Genomic DNA, 14,351 nt, shown 5'->3' with positions numbered 1-14,351 from the left:
AAGATTATCATGGAAGAGCCCCAACCGTGCGCTTTTTGAAAATTGACCCCTTTTTGCTGGGGCTGCTGGCCTCTGTTCTGCTGGCAACGCTTGTGCCGTGCCATGGGGCCGCGGTGCCGGTTTTTCACTGGCTGTCTGTCGGGCTGATTGCGCTCATGTTTTTTTTGCAAGGTGCGCGTCTGTCACGCAAGGCTGTGCTGGATGGTATGGTGGCATGGAAGCTGCACCTGCTTATCCTGAGCTGCACGTTTGTCCTGTTTCCGCTTTTGGGGCTGGCGGCTCACGCTCTGTTCCCCGGTCTGTTGCAGCCCGATATATGGATGGGTGTGCTGTTCCTGTGCTGCCTGCCGTCCACGGTACAGTCTTCCATTGCGTTTACCTCCATTGCCGGGGGTAACGTGCCTGCCGCCGTGTGTGCGGCCACGGCGTCCAACGTGTTTGGTATTTTTATTACCCCCGTGCTGGTGGGGCTGGTGCTGAGCCAGCATGGTCAGGCCACAGGGAATCCGCTGGATATTGTTTATCAGCTTCTGCTCCCGTTTATTCTGGGGCAGGTGTTGCAGCCGTGGCTTGGGGCATGGGCGCACCGGAACAAGAAAATCCTGTCTTTTTCTGACCGGGGTTCGGTTCTGGTCGTTGTTTACGCCGCTTTTAGCGATGCGGTCATGCAGGGGCTGTGGCACCGCCTGCCCATGGCTGAACTGGGCATGATTGCCATTGCGGATTCAGTTCTGCTGTTCAGCGTGCTGGGCCTGACCATTTTTGGTGGCCGCCTGATTGGCCTGCCCCTGAAGGACGAAATTGCCGTGGTGTTCTGCGGCTCCAAAAAAACGCTGGCATCTGGTGTGCCCATGGCCAACGTTCTGTTCCCGCCTGCCTCCGTGGGGGTTATTGTTCTGCCGCTCATGATGTATCACCAGATTCAGCTTTTTGTCTGTGCCGTGCTGGCCCGCAGGTTTGCCCGGCTCAGTCAGGAGCACGATCATGCTTCCACAACGCCAGCACAGCAGTCTGGCTAGGGCGCATTGGTTGAAGTCATGCAAGAGGAGAGCAAGGTTGTGGCGGGTCTGGATCCTGAAGACTGGGAAGAACTGAAAGCTCAGGGGCACCAGATGCTGGATGATATGCTGGAAAATATCCGCCATGTCTCCCAAGGCCCCGTCTGGCAACCTATGCCTGCTTCTGTGCGCGAGGGGTTCAGGGATGCCCCGCTCCCTGCCAGTGGGCAGGAACTGGGGGCACTGTACCAGCAGTTCACGCAAACCGTGCAGCCCTATGCCGTGGGCAACCGGCACCCACGCTTTATGGGCTGGGTGCATGGGGGTGGCACCGCACAGGGTATGCTGGCAGACATGCTGGCCGCAGGGTTAAACGCCAATCTGGGCGGGCGTGACCACGCACCAGTAGAAGTCGAGCGGATGGTTATCCGCTGGGCCGCGGAAATGTTTGGTTTTTCCCCCGAAGCCACGGGGCTGCTGGTAACCGGCTCATCCATGGCCAACTTTATTGCCATCCTGACTGCCACCCGCAATGTGAGCGGAGGGCAGGACCTGCGGCAGCAGGGTGTTGGTGGCCGCAGGCTGGTGGGTTATGCGGGCGAGAGCGCACATGGTTGCGTAGCCCGTGCGTTTGATATGGCCGGGCTGGGCGAGCAGGCCTTGCGCCGTGTGCCAATGGACAGCGCATTCCGCATGGATATGGCAGCCCTTGAGCGCATGGTTGCGCAGGACAGGGCTGCCGGGTTTGAGCCGTTTCTGGTCGTTGGTACGGCAGGAACGGTGGACACGGGCAGTATTGACCCGCTGAATGCACTGGCCGATCTGGCTGCGCGGGAGGGGCTCTGGTTCCATGTGGATGGGGCTTTTGGCGCGCTGGCCAAGCTTGCACCAGACCTGGCCCCTTTGCTTGCTGGTCTGGAGCGGGCCGATAGTCTGGCCTTTGATTTTCATAAATGGGCGCAGGTTCCATACGATGCAGGCTGCGTGCTGGTGCGCGAGCCGGGCAGGCAGGCGGCAGCTTTTGCGCAATCCCTCGCATATCTCTCACGCGAGGAGAGGGGGCTTGCAGCGGGTGCTCCATGGTTTTGTGATCTGGGGCCGGATCTCTCACGCGGGTTTCGGGCGCTCAAGGTCTGGTTTGCGCTGGCAGGGTTTGGCACCCAAAAGCTGGGGCAGGTAGTAACCCAGTCCTGCGCATTGGCGCAGGAACTGGCACGGCAGGTGCAGGCCACGGCCCAGTTGCAACTGCTGGCACCTGTAACACTGAATATTGTGTGTTTTCGCGTAGTTGCGCCTGATGTGGAGGACCTTGATCGTTTGAATGGGGAACTGGTCAAAGACCTGCAACTGAGCGGCGTAGTTGCGCCATCCACCACCCGGATCGGGGGTGTGCTGGCTATTCGTGTGGCACTGGTTAACCACCGCACGACCAAGGCAGACATCGCTATTCTGCTTGACGCCGTACATTCCTTTACGGAAGTGCGTCTGGCGCATGCGAAGATGATGAAAGAACTGGCGGATACGCCGCAGGCTTAAGCCCGCTTGCGCATCCGCTTTTCATCAAACAGGGCGGAAAGGGACTGGAGCATGGTTCCCCCCAGTTCCTCCGCATCGATAATGGTAACGGCCCGCTGGTAGTAGCGGGTCACGTCATGGCCGATACCTATGGCGCTCAGTTCCACCGGGCTGCGGTTTTCAATCATGCTGATCACTTCGCGCAGGTGGTCCTCCAGATAAGAGGCCGGGTTGACGGACAGCGTGCTGTCATCCACCGGAGCGCCGTCCGAGATCACCATAAGAATCTTGCGGGCCTCGGGGCGGCTTTTAATACGCCGCCATGCCCAGAGCAGGGCCTCGCCGTCTATGTTTTCCTTCAGCAGCCCTTCACGTAGCATCAGGCCCAGATTGGTGCGTGCACGCCGCCACGGTGTGTCCGCACCCTTGTAAACAATGTGGCGTAGATCGTTCAGGCGGCCGGGGTTTTCGGGCTTGTTGTTCTGCACCCAGAGTTCGCGGCTTTGTCCGCCTTTCCATGCACGGGTGGTAAAGCCCAGAATTTCCACTTTTACACCGCAGCGTTCGAGCGTGCGTGCCAGAATATCCCCGCAGGATGCGGCAACGGAAATGGGGCGACCGCGCATGGAGCCGGAATTGTCGATCAGCAGCGTGACCACTGTATCGCGGAACTCCGTATCTTTTTCCTGTTTGTAGGAGAGAGACAGGCGCGGATTGACCACAATGCGCGACAACCTGCCTGCATCCAGCATGCCCTCTTCCAGATCAAACGACCAGGAGCGGGTCTGCTGCGCCATAAGGCGGCGCTGGAGCCGGTTGGCCAGACGGGAGACAACCCCGTGCAGCGTGGCTAATTGCAGGTCAAGCTGGTGCCGCAGGCGGGAGAGTTCCTCGGGGTCGCACAGGTTTTCGGCCAGAATTTCTTCATCAAAACTGGTGGTATAGGCGTGGTAGCCTTTGGCGGTCTGGCCCGGTTCGATCTCTTTACGGTTGCCCGGCCCTGCGGCATCTCCCGTGCCTTCGGCAGAGCCGGATTCCTGCTCTACCTCCGGGGTGTTGTCGGCGGCATCCGCACTGCCCGCCATAAGCTGGGGTTCGGACACCGCATCGGACATATCCGGCGCCGCGCCGGAGGTTTCGTCCTCCTGCTCGGGGGGGGGCTGTTCGCTGTCATCCTCGTTGGTGTCTGACGCATTGCCCGAGTTCGCATCTTCTTCCTCCTGATCGGAGAGGGAGTCGTCATCGGTTAGTGCGCAGGCGGCCAGCAGTTTGCGGGTCGCGCGGGAATAGGCTTTCTGGTTATCCTGATCAGCGGCCAGTGTGTCCAGTGCGGCCAGTGCGTCTTCGGGCAGGCTCTGCTTCCACTGTTCCATAATGGCTCGGGCTGATTCGGGCAGGGGTTCGCCTGTCAGCTTTTCACGCGCCAGCAGTTCCAGCCCCACAACGGGGGAAAGCTGGGCGGCATCGGTCATATGATCCAGACCAGCGGCGCGGATTTCCTGCTCCAGCCTGTGGCGCAGGTTGGCGGCAACGCCTTTCATGTGGCGGGCCCCTATGGCTTCCACACGGGCCTGTTCCAGTGCGTCATACACTTCGCGGGCAATGGTGTCTGCCGGGCGGCGGGCGGCATGCAGGTCAAAGTCGTGGTGTTTCAGCCGCAGGGCCTGTGCGTCTGCCGCACCACGCAGGCGCTGTGCTTCTTCCTCATTCAGGTTGAGGGAGGGGGAGGGGAGGCGAATTTTCTCCCCCAGACTGATCGGGGCCATGGGCATGTTGCCGCTATGGAAGGAGACATTGGTCTCCTTCCGCCCGCCAAGGGCGCGTAGCGTTGCCTCGGTTGCCTGCTTAAAGGCATCGGCCCGTTTTTCCGCCTCCTTGCGGGAGAGGCGGATGGACGGGTTGCCCGTGTTGTTTGCCTGATCAGCCATAACGCCCCCTGTCTGTGTAGATTATTTCTGTCAGGCAGGGCGCTTGGGCAGGGGGCTGCTGTTAAAACAACGCTGGTAATATTCCGCCACCATGCCGCGCTCGGCCTCGTCACACTTGTTGAGGAATGTTACGCGGAAGGCAAAAGCCAGATCCTTGAAAATAAGGTCATTTTCTGCCCACGCGATAACCGAACGGGGGGACATGACCGTGGACAGATCCCCCGCCATGAACCCTGCGCGCGTCAGCCCGGCCAGAGCCACCATATTGCCAATTTTTTCACGCTCGGCCTTGTCGTCCGCCGCAATGCCCAGACGGGAGCAGACAATGCCGACTTCCTGCGCATGGGGCAGGTAGTTGAGCGAAGTCACAATGTTCCAGCGGTCCATCTGCCCCTGATTGATCTGCTGGGTGCCATGGTACAGGCCAGTAGTATCGCCCAGCCCCACGGTGTTGGCCGTGGCAAACAGGCGGAACCACGGGTTGGGGGTAATGACGCGGTTCTGGTCAAGCAGGGTCAGCTTGCCCTCGACTTCCAGAATACGCTGGATCACGAACATGACATCCGGACGCCCGGCATCGTATTCATCAAACACCAGTGCGCAGGGGCGTTGCAGGCACCATGGCAGCAGCCCTTCCTGAAACTCGGTGACCTGCTGGCCATCCTTGACCACAATGGCATCCTTGCCCACCAGATCTATGCGTGAAACGTGGCTGTCCAGATTGATGCGGATGCACGGCCAGTTCAGGCGGGCTGCAATCTGCTCCACATGGGAGGATTTGCCCGTGCCATGGAAGCCCTGCACCATAACGCGGCGGTTAAAGGCAAAGCCTGCCAGAATGGCCAGCGTTGTATCGTGGTCAAACAGGTAGGCCGTATCAATCGGGGGGACATGCTCGGTACGCAGGGAGAAGGCGGGAACCTTCAGGTCGGAATCGATCCCGAATACCTCACGGACACTGACTTCCGTATCCGGTACGGAAACCGCCGAAATGGGCGGAAGATCAAGAGCTGCTGTCTGGGGGCTGGAATCCGTCATGATTATCCGTCTGATCGTAAGGGGTTCAAAACAAAACCGGCGGGCATACCGGAGCAGGATACAGGATCAGCCTGCTTTTTCGAGTTCTTCCGTCTGCAGATGTGCCTTCACAATAGTAAAGGCAACGTTGATCTTTTTCAGACGTTCCTCTGCCGCAAGGTCCCCCTGATTGGTATCGGGGTGATGTTTGCGGGCAAGGGCGCGGTAATGCGTTTTGGCGTTTGCCAGCGTAACCGGCCAGTCCAGCCCCAGAACGGCGAGTGGTTCGCGCAGATGGGCAGGAATCCGTGGCTCGGCCTGTGCGCGGGCCCGGTCGGCGCGGGCGCGGCGGTTCTGGCCCAGTATGTCCAGCGGGTCCAGAATATCGTCTTCGTTGGGCATGGTGCGTTTGCTCTGGCCCGGCCCCTGACCAAACGCCCATGTTGGCCGGTCCCAGCTTATATCGGCCCGCAGATGTGCTTCTATCTGGCCGGGAGACATGCCTTTGTAATAGTCCCACCGCGCATTGTATTCACGCACATGCTCCAGACAGAACCAATAATACTGGTTCAGGCTATCGCGGGAGCGGGGCGCGCGGTATCCTGCCGGGCTTGTACAGTCCGGCATGTCGCAGCAGCGCTGCGGCGCGTTGGGATCAGGATCAAACGCGCGGGGACGGGTGTTCCTTCGCTTCATCATTCATCGTTATTTGCGTTGCAAATGCTTTGGTCGCAAGAGGTGAGTTGCCATATGACCAGTCTTTCAGACCCAACATCATCCTCCATATCAGGTGCCACGCGCGCCGTACGGGTACGCAAAGTGCTGGAAACAGCGCTTTTTCCGACCAGATTGGACATACAGGACGAAAGCCACCGCCATGCTCACCATGTGGAGAAGCCACGCGGCCCCAGTGCCGGTGCGACGGAAACGCACTTCCGCCTTTATATTGTCTCGCCTGTGTTTGAAGGCATGAGTCGCGTCGCGCGCTCACGCAAGGTGCATGACCTGCTGGCCCCCGAACTGGCGGATGGCCTGCACGCACTGGCGCTAACCGTGCGCACCCCGGCGGAAGAAGAGGCAACTGCATGAGCAAGGGGGTCTTCAGCCGGCGTTCCCTGTTTGCCCTTGCTCCACTTGTGCTTGCAGCCTGTGCAACGCAGCAGGTGGGGAGTGGGCCACAAAACGCCACGGTCAGCCGGGTGGAGGCGTATTTCCGCACGGTTAACCTGCAGGATGCGCCGTTTACGCAAATATGGCCCAATGGTGCCAGTGGCGGCGGGCTGATCACTTACCGCCCCGGTTATCTGGATATGCGTTTTACCACCCCGCATGAGATGGAACTCAAGGCATCCGAGCGTTCAGCCGTGTTTACGGATGCAGCCAATGGATCGGTCACCCATATCGGTCTGGGCCATAGCGCGCTGGGGATGTTGCTTGGCAACCCTGTGCGCCTGTCTGGCCCGGTCATGGTTTCCGACGTTCAGCAGCAGCGCGGCCTTGTCCAGATTTCGCTGACCAGAGCGGATAACCCTTCACAAGGGTTGGTCACGCTCCGGTTCAGGGACGAACAGGGTGCCTTAAGCCTGTATGACGTGCGTATTCTGGATGCGCAGCGCAAGCTTACGCAAATTCGACTGGACTAGGGGCCACCTCAACAGGTGTCAGGGCAGATGGCGTGCTGCCAAATACGGTGTGCCACGCCGCTGCCAGAGCAAGGTCCAGATCCTGCATGCTGGCCTTGATGCCCAGTTTTTCAAAACTGGTCACGCCGTATTCCCGAATCCCGCAAGGTACAATGCCCTCAAAGTCTGGCAGGGCAGGGGCCAGATTAATGGCCACGCCATGCCAGCTTACCCAGCGGGAGACACGTACACCTATGGCCGCAATTTTTTCCTCTCCCCCTGTCTGCGGGTTGGTAACCCACACGCCTACCCGACCTTCCCGCACCTCTCCGCGCAGGCCAAAACTGGCGAGTGCGGTAATAATCCACGCTTCGAGTGCCTGCACATAGGCGCGCAGGTCGCGCGCAGGGGTGTTGCCGTGGGGGCGTTGCAGGTCAAGCATGACATAGGCCGTGCGCTGGCCCGGCCCGTGATAGGTCCACTGTCCACCCCGGCCTGCATGGTAGGTAGGGTATCCCGCAGGGTTGAACAGGTCCTCCGCCTTGGCAGATGTGCCTGATGTGTACAGGGGCGGGTGTTCAAGCAGCCATACGCGCTCGGCGGCCTCTCCCGCCCTTATGTCTTTGGCAATCTGTTCCATTCTGCTCAGGGCCGCAGGGTAAGGCACCAGTTTTTTGCTTATTTCCCATAAAATTTGTTCTTTGGTCATTGCCGCCTGCTTATGGTTCGGTTATAGGGCTTCCTAACACACGGTATCGCCTTTTTTGGTACCGTTTGTCACGTGCGGTCGTGGCGGAATGGTAGACGCGCAAGCTTGAGGTGCTTGTGGGGGAAACCTCGTGGAAGTTCGAGTCTTCTCGACCGCACCATTTTCTTTCATGACAAAATGTTATGTTATGAACGGCAAAAGGCTGGCGCCTTGAGCCGTTTTTTTTCGTTTGCACGCAATTTTTCTGCAAATTGGGCGGAAGTTGTCACATTCACGCCGTTCTTTTGCTGTCAGTTGCGGTGTAGAAGCATGGTTGTGATGATGTAAGAGAGACCATGCAATCGGCCACGGATACAAGGCGCAATGTCAGCCAGCATTGTTGGCGGTCTTGATCTTTTTCCGGCACAGGCGGGCAGTGGGGCGGATGCCCCCATGTTCTGGCCTGATCAGGTCGGATGGTCTCAGGTTTAACTTGATTTAAAGGTGTTCTATTCGTGTCCAATCCCAAGCCTTTACGTAAAGCAGTCCTGCCAGTTGCGGGGCTGGGAACGCGCTTTTTGCCTGCCACCAAGGCCATGCCAAAAGAAATGCTGCCGGTCGTGGACAAACCCCTTATCCAATACGCAATTGATGAAGCTCGCGCCGCAGGTATTGAAGAGTTCTGCCTGATTACCGGCCGCGGCAAAGATTCCCTGATCGACTATTTCGATATTGCCTATGAGTTGGAAAGCACGCTCAAGGAACGCAACAAGGTTGACTGTCTGGAGGCGCTGGAACCCAGCAGCATTCAGGCGGGTTCGCTTATTGCCGTGCGCCAGCAGGAACCGCTTGGGCTTGGGCATGCCATCTGGTGCGCACGCTCCTTTATTGGCAACGACCCGTTTGCCATCCTGCTGCCTGACGACATGGTGATGTCGCAGAAAGGCTGCCTGAAGCAACTGGCTGAAGCGTATTACGAAACCGGGGGCAACGTGGTTGCCGTGTCCGAAGTGCCGCGTGAGCATACCAACCGCTACGGTATTCTGGACACAGGCCGGGATGATGGCCGCCTTGTGGAGGTCAAGGGGTTGGTTGAAAAACCCAAACCCGAAGATGCGCCGTCCAACCTGTCCATTATCGGGCGTTATATCCTTACCCCCGATGTCATGCCGCATCTGGCCAAGCTGGAAAAAGGTGCCGGGGGCGAAGTGCAGCTGACAGACGCCATGGCCAAAACCATTGGTCACGTGCCGTTTCATGGCCTGCGGTATGAAGGCGTGCGTTACGATTGCGGCAACAAGCTCGGCTTTTTGGAAGCCCAGATCGCCTTTGCGCTCGAACGCCCTGAACTGGCTGAAGGCGTGCGCGAATTCCTCAAGAAATATGAGGGGCAGAACTAATGTCTTTTGCGCATGACTTTGAAGCAACAAGCCTGCGGGAATACGATATTCGTGGGATTGTCGGCAAAACACTGAGTGCGGAAGATGCGTTTGCCATCGGTCGCACATTTGGCAGCCTTGTCCGCCGCAATGGGGGCAAAACGCTGGTGGTCGGGTATGATGGCCGCCTGTCTTCCCCCATGCTGGAAGAAGCTCTTGTAAAAGGGGCTCTGGAATGTGGTCTGGATGTAACCCGTGTTGGGCGTGGTCCTACCCCCATGCTGTATTATGCATCCGCCACGCTTGATGCGGATGGTGCCATTATGGTGACGGGCAGCCACAACCCGCCCAACTATAACGGCTTTAAAATGATGCTGGCGGGCAAGCCGTTCTTTGGTGCCCAGATCCGTGAACTCGGGGACCTGTCTGCCAGGGGGAATGTGGTTGCCGCAGAACAGGGCACCGTACGCACGATTGATGTGCGTGATGACTACGTCAAACGCCTTGTAAAGGATTATGACGGCGGTACGCGTAAGCTCAAAATTGTCTGGGACAACGGCAACAGCTCCGCAGGCGAAGTGCTGGAAAAAATGGTCGCGGCCCTGCCGGGCGAGCATATTGTGCTCAATGCTGCCATTGATGGCACATTCCCTGCCCATCATCCGGACCCCACGGTTGCCAAAAACCTTGAGCAGCTTATTGCCGCGGTCAAGGACAATCACGCCGACCTTGGCATTGCCTTTGACGGGGATGCAGACCGAATCGGGCTGGTGGACAATAAGGGCGAGATTCTGTGGGGCGACCAGATTCTGGTCCTGCTGGCGCGGGATGTGCTCAAGAGCCATTCCGGGGCAACCATTATTGCCGATGTCAAAGCCAGTCAGGTGCTGTTTGATGAGGTCGCACGCGCTGGCGGCAAGCCGCTCATGTGGCGTACGGGGCATTCGCTCATCAAGTCCAAGATGGCGGAAACCGGCTCCCCGCTGGCAGGGGAAATGTCCGGGCACATCTTCTTTGCCGACAAATGGTACGGGTTTGATGATGCACTTTACGCCGGTGTGCGTGTGCTCGGCATTGTAGCGCGGTCCACAGAATCGCTTGCCGCATTCCGTGAGGCCCTGCCTGCTACGCTTTCCACGCCGGAAGTCCGCTTTGACTGCGATGACCACCGCAAGTTCAAGGTGATTGAGGAAGTCGCCGAACGCCTGCGTAAAGCTGGCGCTGACGTGTCTGAAATTGACGGCGTGCGTGTTAACACGACTGATGGCTGGTGGCTGCTGCGCGCATCCAACACGCAGGCGGTGCTGGTTGCCCGCGCAGAAGGGCGCGACAGCGCAGGACTGGAACGGCTGAAGGATGCTCTGGTGGAGCAGCTTGAGCACTCCGGCCTCTCCAAACCTGACTTTTCGGGTAACAACGCGGGGCACTAACCTCCGTTTTTTCAACTTGCCTGCTGCATACGGCCCGCTTAAAGCGGGCCGTATGTTTTTTACGGGGCAAGGTGCTGTTTCTGCTGCGCCGGGGTGCTCTTTTGCATTTAAAGCCGCAGAGGTTTCTGATATAAAGTGTACCTATGTTGTCCTCTTTAACGGACCCCGCCGGAAGGCGGATTTCCTACCTCCGTCTTTCTGTAACCGACAGATGCGACATGCGGTGTGTGTACTGCATGTCCGAACAGATGTCGTTTTTGCCACGGGCGGATGTTCTGGATTTTGAGGAGCTTCTGCGCCTGAGCCGGGTTTTTGTGCTTCATGGCGTGCGCAGGCTGCGCATTACGGGGGGCGAGCCCCTTGTGCGGCGCGACATCGGGCTTTTCTTCAAGGAACTTGGGACATGGCTGCGCCACCCAGAGCAGGCGGGGCGGCTGGATGAGCTGACATTAACCACCAATGGCAGCCAACTAGCACATTATGCTCCTGTTCTGGCACAGGCTGGGGTCCGGCGTGTGAATGTCAGTCTGGATTCTCTGGATGAACAGCGTTTTGCCAGACTGACCCGTCGGGGCAGGCTGGCCGCAACGCTGGAAGGTATCCGCGCCGCCCGTGCGGAAGGGCTGGCCGTGCGCATCAACACCGTGGCCATGGCCGGGGTGAATGATGATGAGTTTGATGCCCTGCTCGCCTGGTGCGGAGAGATCGGGGCCGATCTCTGCCTGATAGAAACCATGCCGATGGGGGAAACAGGGGAAGACCGTGCCGCGCAGTACCTCTCGCTTGATGCGGTACGGCGGAGCCTGTCTCAACGCTGGACGTTAGAGCCTCTGGCCTACCAGACCGGAGGGCCCGCGCGTTACGTGCGGGTGGCGCAAACCGGGCAGCGTCTGGGCTTTATTACGCCCTTGAGCCACAATTTCTGCGCGACCTGTAACCGTGTCCGCCTTTCCTGCACCGGGCAGCTTTATACCTGCCTCGGGCAGGAGGAAGGTGTGGACCTGCGCCATCTCATGCGCGAGGGGGCAACAGATGCCGCACTGGAACTGGCCATACAGCAGGCCATAGCCCGCAAACCCGTAGGGCATGATTTTCTGCTGGATGGGCAGACAGGTGCTGTATCCGGCCCGCAAAGGCATATGAGCGTAACCGGGGGCTGATCTCAGCCCGGCAGGGTTGTGGGGCGAGATTAAGCAGTTGGTTCCTGCGGGTTCAGGGCATCATGCAAAGAGTGCTGGAACTGGCCGGGCTGTAGAGGAACGGGTTGGGTTGGAGCCGGTGCCCAGCCCGATAAAACAGCCATATGCAGGGGCATGGCAAAGCTGTCAGCCCCCTGTTTTTCCAGCTCTGCTGCGGCAGCGGGGAACATCATGCGTGGCGGTATGGTGCGTGTGCGCTGGGTCAGGGCATTTGTCTCACCCGCTGCACGCAGGTCGGCCATAAGTGCGCTGAGTGAGCGGTAGCGCAGGTCCAGACATTCGGTGTCAATAACAGGTAGGGCAAACCCCGCCCGCTGCATAAGCTGCGCACAGCTCTGCTGCGTGGGAAAAGGTGATACACGGGGCGATACGCCATCGCACACTGCCAGTTCGGCAGCTTCCAGCGCCGTGCGCAGGGGGCGCAATGTGGGGAGTATGGGCATGCTGGCCAGAAAAAGCCCATCGGGCCGCAGAACATGCCGGATCTGGGCAAAAACACCGGGCAGGTCGTTCACCCAGTGTAGAGACAGATTGGCAATGACCAGATCAAAACTATGCGGGGCAAACGGCAGCCATTCCGCATCCGCACAAACACGCATTCCTTCGGAGCGGGTGACGAGGCTGGAGGAGAGGTCCATGCTGGTGGTGGCAATGCCCCGCGCGCCAAGGCGTGAGCTAATGGCACCACGCCCGCCTATATCCAGTACCGCGGAAAAACTGCGCACCATATCGTCCAGCCGGTCGAGCAGCAGGTCGGCGGTAATGTCCAGCACGGGCATAATGCCATCCAGCCTGCGTGCCGCACGGTCCCTGTGCCGCCTGACGGCTTTGCGGTCAAAAATAACAGGTGTATCCATAAAGGCAGATGTGCGCGTATCCACACTTTTTGCCAAGCCGCCAGCCATGACAAACCTGTGTTTATGCTAGGCGCACGCGCTGTGGCGCAACTGCGCGCCCTTGGGCAGATGGGGTTGGGGGTCCTTTACCCGCCAGCCTGCCTGCATTGCGGGGCGGATGTTGCGCAGCATGGCCTGCTTTGTGCCACCTGCTTTACGCATCTGCGGGTTGTCGTTGCACCATTTTGCAAGGCGTGTGCCGTACCGCAGGTAAGTGCCGCAATGCTGGGTGTGAATGGCCTGTGTCCGGTATGCGAGCGGCAGCCTCCTGTATGGGGGCAGGCCCGTGCCGCGTTTGTTTATGAAAGCGTGGCAAGGGAGCTGATTTTAAAGCTTAAATATGCCGATCAAACCGAAAACACATCTTTTCTGGTCCAGCAGATGGTGCGGATAGGGCAGGATATTATGTGTGGTGATGCGCTGGTGGTGCCCGTGCCCGTGCATCGCTGGCGGTTGTTCAGGCGGCGTTATAATCAGGCTGCGTTGCTGGCGCATGGCGTGGCAAAACTGGGCGGCCTGCATTGCCTGCCCGATGCCCTGATCCGTGTCCGCTCGACGGTGCCTCTTGCGTCCTTTTCCCGTCAGGCGCGGCGGGAGGAGGTTGCTCAGGCCATGAGTGTGCGTAGCACGCGGGCGCACAGGGTGCGGGGGCGTGATATTGTGCTGGTGGATGACCTGCTTACAACGGGTGCAACCGCTACGGCCTGCACCAATGCCCTGTTACAGGCGGGAGCGCGCAGTGTCAGCCTGCTGGTGGCCGGGGTCGTGCCCGCCCGCCCGGAGGTGGATATTGACCAACCCGGCTAGACAAGGCGCATGAAGCCCATAACATGGCCCAGCAAAAGCTGATTGAATCCATAACCCGGAACCAGTAAGGACAATCCATGCCTGAAATCAAAATCTATACCCAGCCCGGTTGCCCCTACTGCATGCGTGCAGTAGCCCTGCTGGAGAGCAAAAAAATACCGTTTACCGAGGTCAACGCCCCACGCGGCACGCCCGAGCGGGACGAGGCCATAGCCCTGTCCGGTGGGCAGACAACCGTGCCCCAGACCTTTGTAGATGGCAAAGCCCTTGGCGGGTGTGATGACCTGATGCGGCTTGAGCGCACGGGCCAGCTGAATGGCCTGCTCGGGCTGGGCTGAGTATTCATGACGACCAGAAGGTATCTGCCGGGGTAATACACTATGATCTGCTATCGTCTGCGTTGCGCCCATGACCATGTGTTTGAAGGCTGGTACAAAGACAGCAGTACATTTGCCATGCTCAGGCAGAAGAACCTTTTAAGCTGCCCCTCATGTGGCACGTCCAGTGTGGATCAGGCCCCCATGGCACCGGCCATTGTGGGGCGTGCATCTGAGCGTTTGCCACAAAGTGATCCCGCACCCACACCAGACATGGCAGCGCCTCGGGCGCCCGCAGCAGGCCATATTCCCCCCGGCCTGCCAGATGCCATGCTGAGTGCTCTGCGTGACGTGCGGCGCACGATTGAAGAGAATTGTGAAAATGTGGGCAACCGATTTGCCGATGAAGCCTTGCGCATTCATTATGGCGAAGCCCCCGAGCGCGGGATTTACGGTGAAATGTCCCAGACCCAGAGAGAAGAGCTGGAAGAAGAAGGGGTTGCGTTCCACAACGTGCCCTGGGTGCGGGATACGGAGAGTTGAATGTCTGGGCTG

General features: G+C 59.1%; 15 protein-coding genes and 1 tRNA gene. 11 read left to right on the top strand and 5 right to left on the bottom strand.

Annotated features, from left to right (window positions below; translation table 11 throughout):
- The first annotated feature begins 26 nt into the window (after positions 1-26).
- Both HNR55_RS00915 and HNR55_RS00910 read left to right on the top strand, forming a co-directional pair.
- On the top strand, positions 27-1,019 hold the full coding sequence (locus tag HNR55_RS00915; protein ID WP_166110091.1) for a bile acid:sodium symporter family protein: 993 nt from the start codon (positions 27-29) through the stop codon (positions 1,017-1,019).
- Between the two features lie 39 nt (positions 1,020-1,058).
- The gene (locus tag HNR55_RS00910) at positions 1,059-2,534 is read left to right on the top strand and encodes a pyridoxal phosphate-dependent decarboxylase family protein (RefSeq protein ID WP_184382498.1); all 1,476 of its coding nucleotides are present in this window, start codon (positions 1,059-1,061) and stop codon (positions 2,532-2,534) included.
- Here the strand turns inward: HNR55_RS00910 and cobT are convergent.
- The 3 genes from cobT to HNR55_RS00895 form a co-directional block, all read right to left on the bottom strand.
- Positions 2,531-4,441 (bottom strand): cobaltochelatase subunit CobT, encoded by a 1,911-nt coding sequence (gene cobT, locus HNR55_RS00905; protein ID WP_166110085.1) that lies wholly within the window; start codon positions 4,439-4,441, stop codon positions 2,531-2,533. The two genes, HNR55_RS00910 and cobT, sit on opposite strands and share 4 nt — an antisense overlap.
- A 30-nt stretch (positions 4,442-4,471) precedes the next feature.
- Positions 4,472-5,479 (bottom strand): AAA family ATPase, encoded by a 1,008-nt coding sequence (locus HNR55_RS00900; RefSeq protein ID WP_086645883.1) that lies wholly within the window; start codon positions 5,477-5,479, stop codon positions 4,472-4,474.
- A 66-nt stretch (positions 5,480-5,545) separates the two neighbouring features.
- Complete coding sequence (locus HNR55_RS00895; protein ID WP_166110082.1) at positions 5,546-6,157, bottom strand: J domain-containing protein; 612 nt, start codon at positions 6,155-6,157, stop codon at positions 5,546-5,548.
- Between the two features lie 51 nt (positions 6,158-6,208).
- Here HNR55_RS00895 and HNR55_RS00890 point away from each other — a divergent pair, with 51 nt between their 5' ends.
- Positions 6,209-6,547, top strand: coding sequence for a BolA family protein (locus HNR55_RS00890; RefSeq protein ID WP_166110079.1), 339 nt, complete (start codon positions 6,209-6,211; stop codon positions 6,545-6,547).
- Positions 6,544-7,101, top strand: a complete 558-nt coding sequence (locus HNR55_RS00885) for a LolA family protein (RefSeq protein ID WP_166110077.1) — start codon at positions 6,544-6,546, stop codon at positions 7,099-7,101. The genes HNR55_RS00890 and HNR55_RS00885 overlap by 4 nt, the downstream gene beginning before the upstream one ends.
- Here HNR55_RS00885 and lipB read toward each other — a convergent pair.
- Positions 7,079-7,789 carry a lipoyl(octanoyl) transferase LipB gene (lipB, locus tag HNR55_RS00880; RefSeq protein WP_166110074.1) on the bottom strand — a complete coding sequence of 237 codons (711 nt, stop codon included), beginning with the start codon at positions 7,787-7,789 and terminating at the stop codon, positions 7,079-7,081. The genes HNR55_RS00885 and lipB overlap by 23 nt on opposite strands.
- A gap of 74 nt (positions 7,790-7,863) precedes the next feature.
- Here lipB and HNR55_RS00875 point away from each other — a divergent pair.
- From HNR55_RS00875 to moaA, 4 genes are all read left to right on the top strand, one after another.
- A tRNA-Leu gene (locus tag HNR55_RS00875) sits at positions 7,864-7,949 on the top strand.
- A gap of 334 nt (positions 7,950-8,283) precedes the next feature.
- Entirely contained in the window at positions 8,284-9,168 is an 885-nt protein-coding gene (gene galU, locus HNR55_RS00870; protein WP_166110071.1) for a UTP--glucose-1-phosphate uridylyltransferase GalU, read from the top strand.
- Positions 9,168-10,577 (top strand): phosphoglucomutase/phosphomannomutase PgmG, encoded by a 1,410-nt coding sequence (gene pgmG / locus HNR55_RS00865; RefSeq protein WP_166110068.1) that lies wholly within the window; start codon positions 9,168-9,170, stop codon positions 10,575-10,577. Before galU ends, pgmG begins: the two co-directional genes overlap by 1 nt.
- Positions 10,578-10,720: 143 nt before the next feature.
- On the top strand, positions 10,721-11,737 hold the full coding sequence (moaA, locus tag HNR55_RS00860) for a GTP 3',8-cyclase MoaA (protein ID WP_166110065.1): 1,017 nt from the start codon (positions 10,721-10,723) through the stop codon (positions 11,735-11,737).
- Positions 11,738-11,766: 29 nt separating this feature from the next.
- On the opposite strand, the gene HNR55_RS00855 is transcribed toward moaA, so the two are convergent.
- Positions 11,767-12,633 carry a methyltransferase domain-containing protein gene (locus HNR55_RS00855; protein ID WP_166111207.1) on the bottom strand — a complete coding sequence of 289 codons (867 nt, stop codon included), beginning with the start codon at positions 12,631-12,633 and terminating at the stop codon, positions 11,767-11,769.
- 63 nt (positions 12,634-12,696) lie between these two features.
- Here HNR55_RS00855 and HNR55_RS00850 point away from each other — a divergent pair, with 63 nt between their 5' ends.
- The 3 genes from HNR55_RS00850 (at position 12,697) to HNR55_RS00840 (ending at position 14,339) form a co-directional block, all read left to right on the top strand.
- Positions 12,697-13,479 (top strand): double zinc ribbon domain-containing protein, encoded by a 783-nt coding sequence (locus HNR55_RS00850; protein WP_166110062.1) that lies wholly within the window; start codon positions 12,697-12,699, stop codon positions 13,477-13,479.
- A 77-nt stretch (positions 13,480-13,556) separates the two neighbouring features.
- Entirely contained in the window at positions 13,557-13,817 is a 261-nt protein-coding gene (grxC, locus tag HNR55_RS00845) for a glutaredoxin 3 (protein ID WP_166110060.1), read from the top strand.
- Positions 13,818-13,859: 42 nt separating this feature from the next.
- Entirely contained in the window at positions 13,860-14,339 is a 480-nt protein-coding gene (locus HNR55_RS00840; protein ID WP_166110058.1) for a DUF1178 family protein, read from the top strand.
- The last annotated feature ends 12 nt before the right edge of the window (positions 14,340-14,351 follow it).

The organism is Acetobacter lovaniensis (assembly GCF_014207635.1).
Classification (GTDB): Bacteria; Pseudomonadota; Alphaproteobacteria; order Acetobacterales; family Acetobacteraceae; genus Acetobacter; species Acetobacter lovaniensis.
The sequence above is the reverse complement of the archived record's forward strand: the minus strand, read 5'-3'. Positions and strand labels throughout refer to the sequence as shown.

Coding starts and splice junctions, on each gene's coding strand:
- cobT (WP_166110085.1), bottom strand. CDS start 4,441: ATGGCTGATCAGGCAAACAACACGGGCAACCCGTCCATCCGCCTCTCC.
- HNR55_RS00900 (WP_086645883.1), bottom strand. CDS start 5,479: ATGACGGATTCCAGCCCCCAGACAGCAGCTCTTGATCTTCCGCCCATT.
- HNR55_RS00895 (WP_166110082.1), bottom strand. CDS start 6,157: ATGATGAAGCGAAGGAACACCCGTCCCCGCGCGTTTGATCCTGATCCC.
- HNR55_RS00890 (WP_166110079.1), top strand. CDS start 6,209: ATGACCAGTCTTTCAGACCCAACATCATCCTCCATATCAGGTGCCACG.
- HNR55_RS00885 (WP_166110077.1), top strand. CDS start 6,544: ATGAGCAAGGGGGTCTTCAGCCGGCGTTCCCTGTTTGCCCTTGCTCCA.
- lipB (WP_166110074.1), bottom strand. CDS start 7,789: ATGACCAAAGAACAAATTTTATGGGAAATAAGCAAAAAACTGGTGCCT.
- pgmG (WP_166110068.1), top strand. CDS start 9,168: ATGTCTTTTGCGCATGACTTTGAAGCAACAAGCCTGCGGGAATACGAT.
- moaA (WP_166110065.1), top strand. CDS start 10,721: ATGTTGTCCTCTTTAACGGACCCCGCCGGAAGGCGGATTTCCTACCTC.
- HNR55_RS00855 (WP_166111207.1), bottom strand. CDS start 12,633: ATGGATACACCTGTTATTTTTGACCGCAAAGCCGTCAGGCGGCACAGG.
- HNR55_RS00850 (WP_166110062.1), top strand. CDS start 12,697: ATGCTAGGCGCACGCGCTGTGGCGCAACTGCGCGCCCTTGGGCAGATG.
- grxC (WP_166110060.1), top strand. CDS start 13,557: ATGCCTGAAATCAAAATCTATACCCAGCCCGGTTGCCCCTACTGCATG.
- HNR55_RS00840 (WP_166110058.1), top strand. CDS start 13,860: ATGATCTGCTATCGTCTGCGTTGCGCCCATGACCATGTGTTTGAAGGC.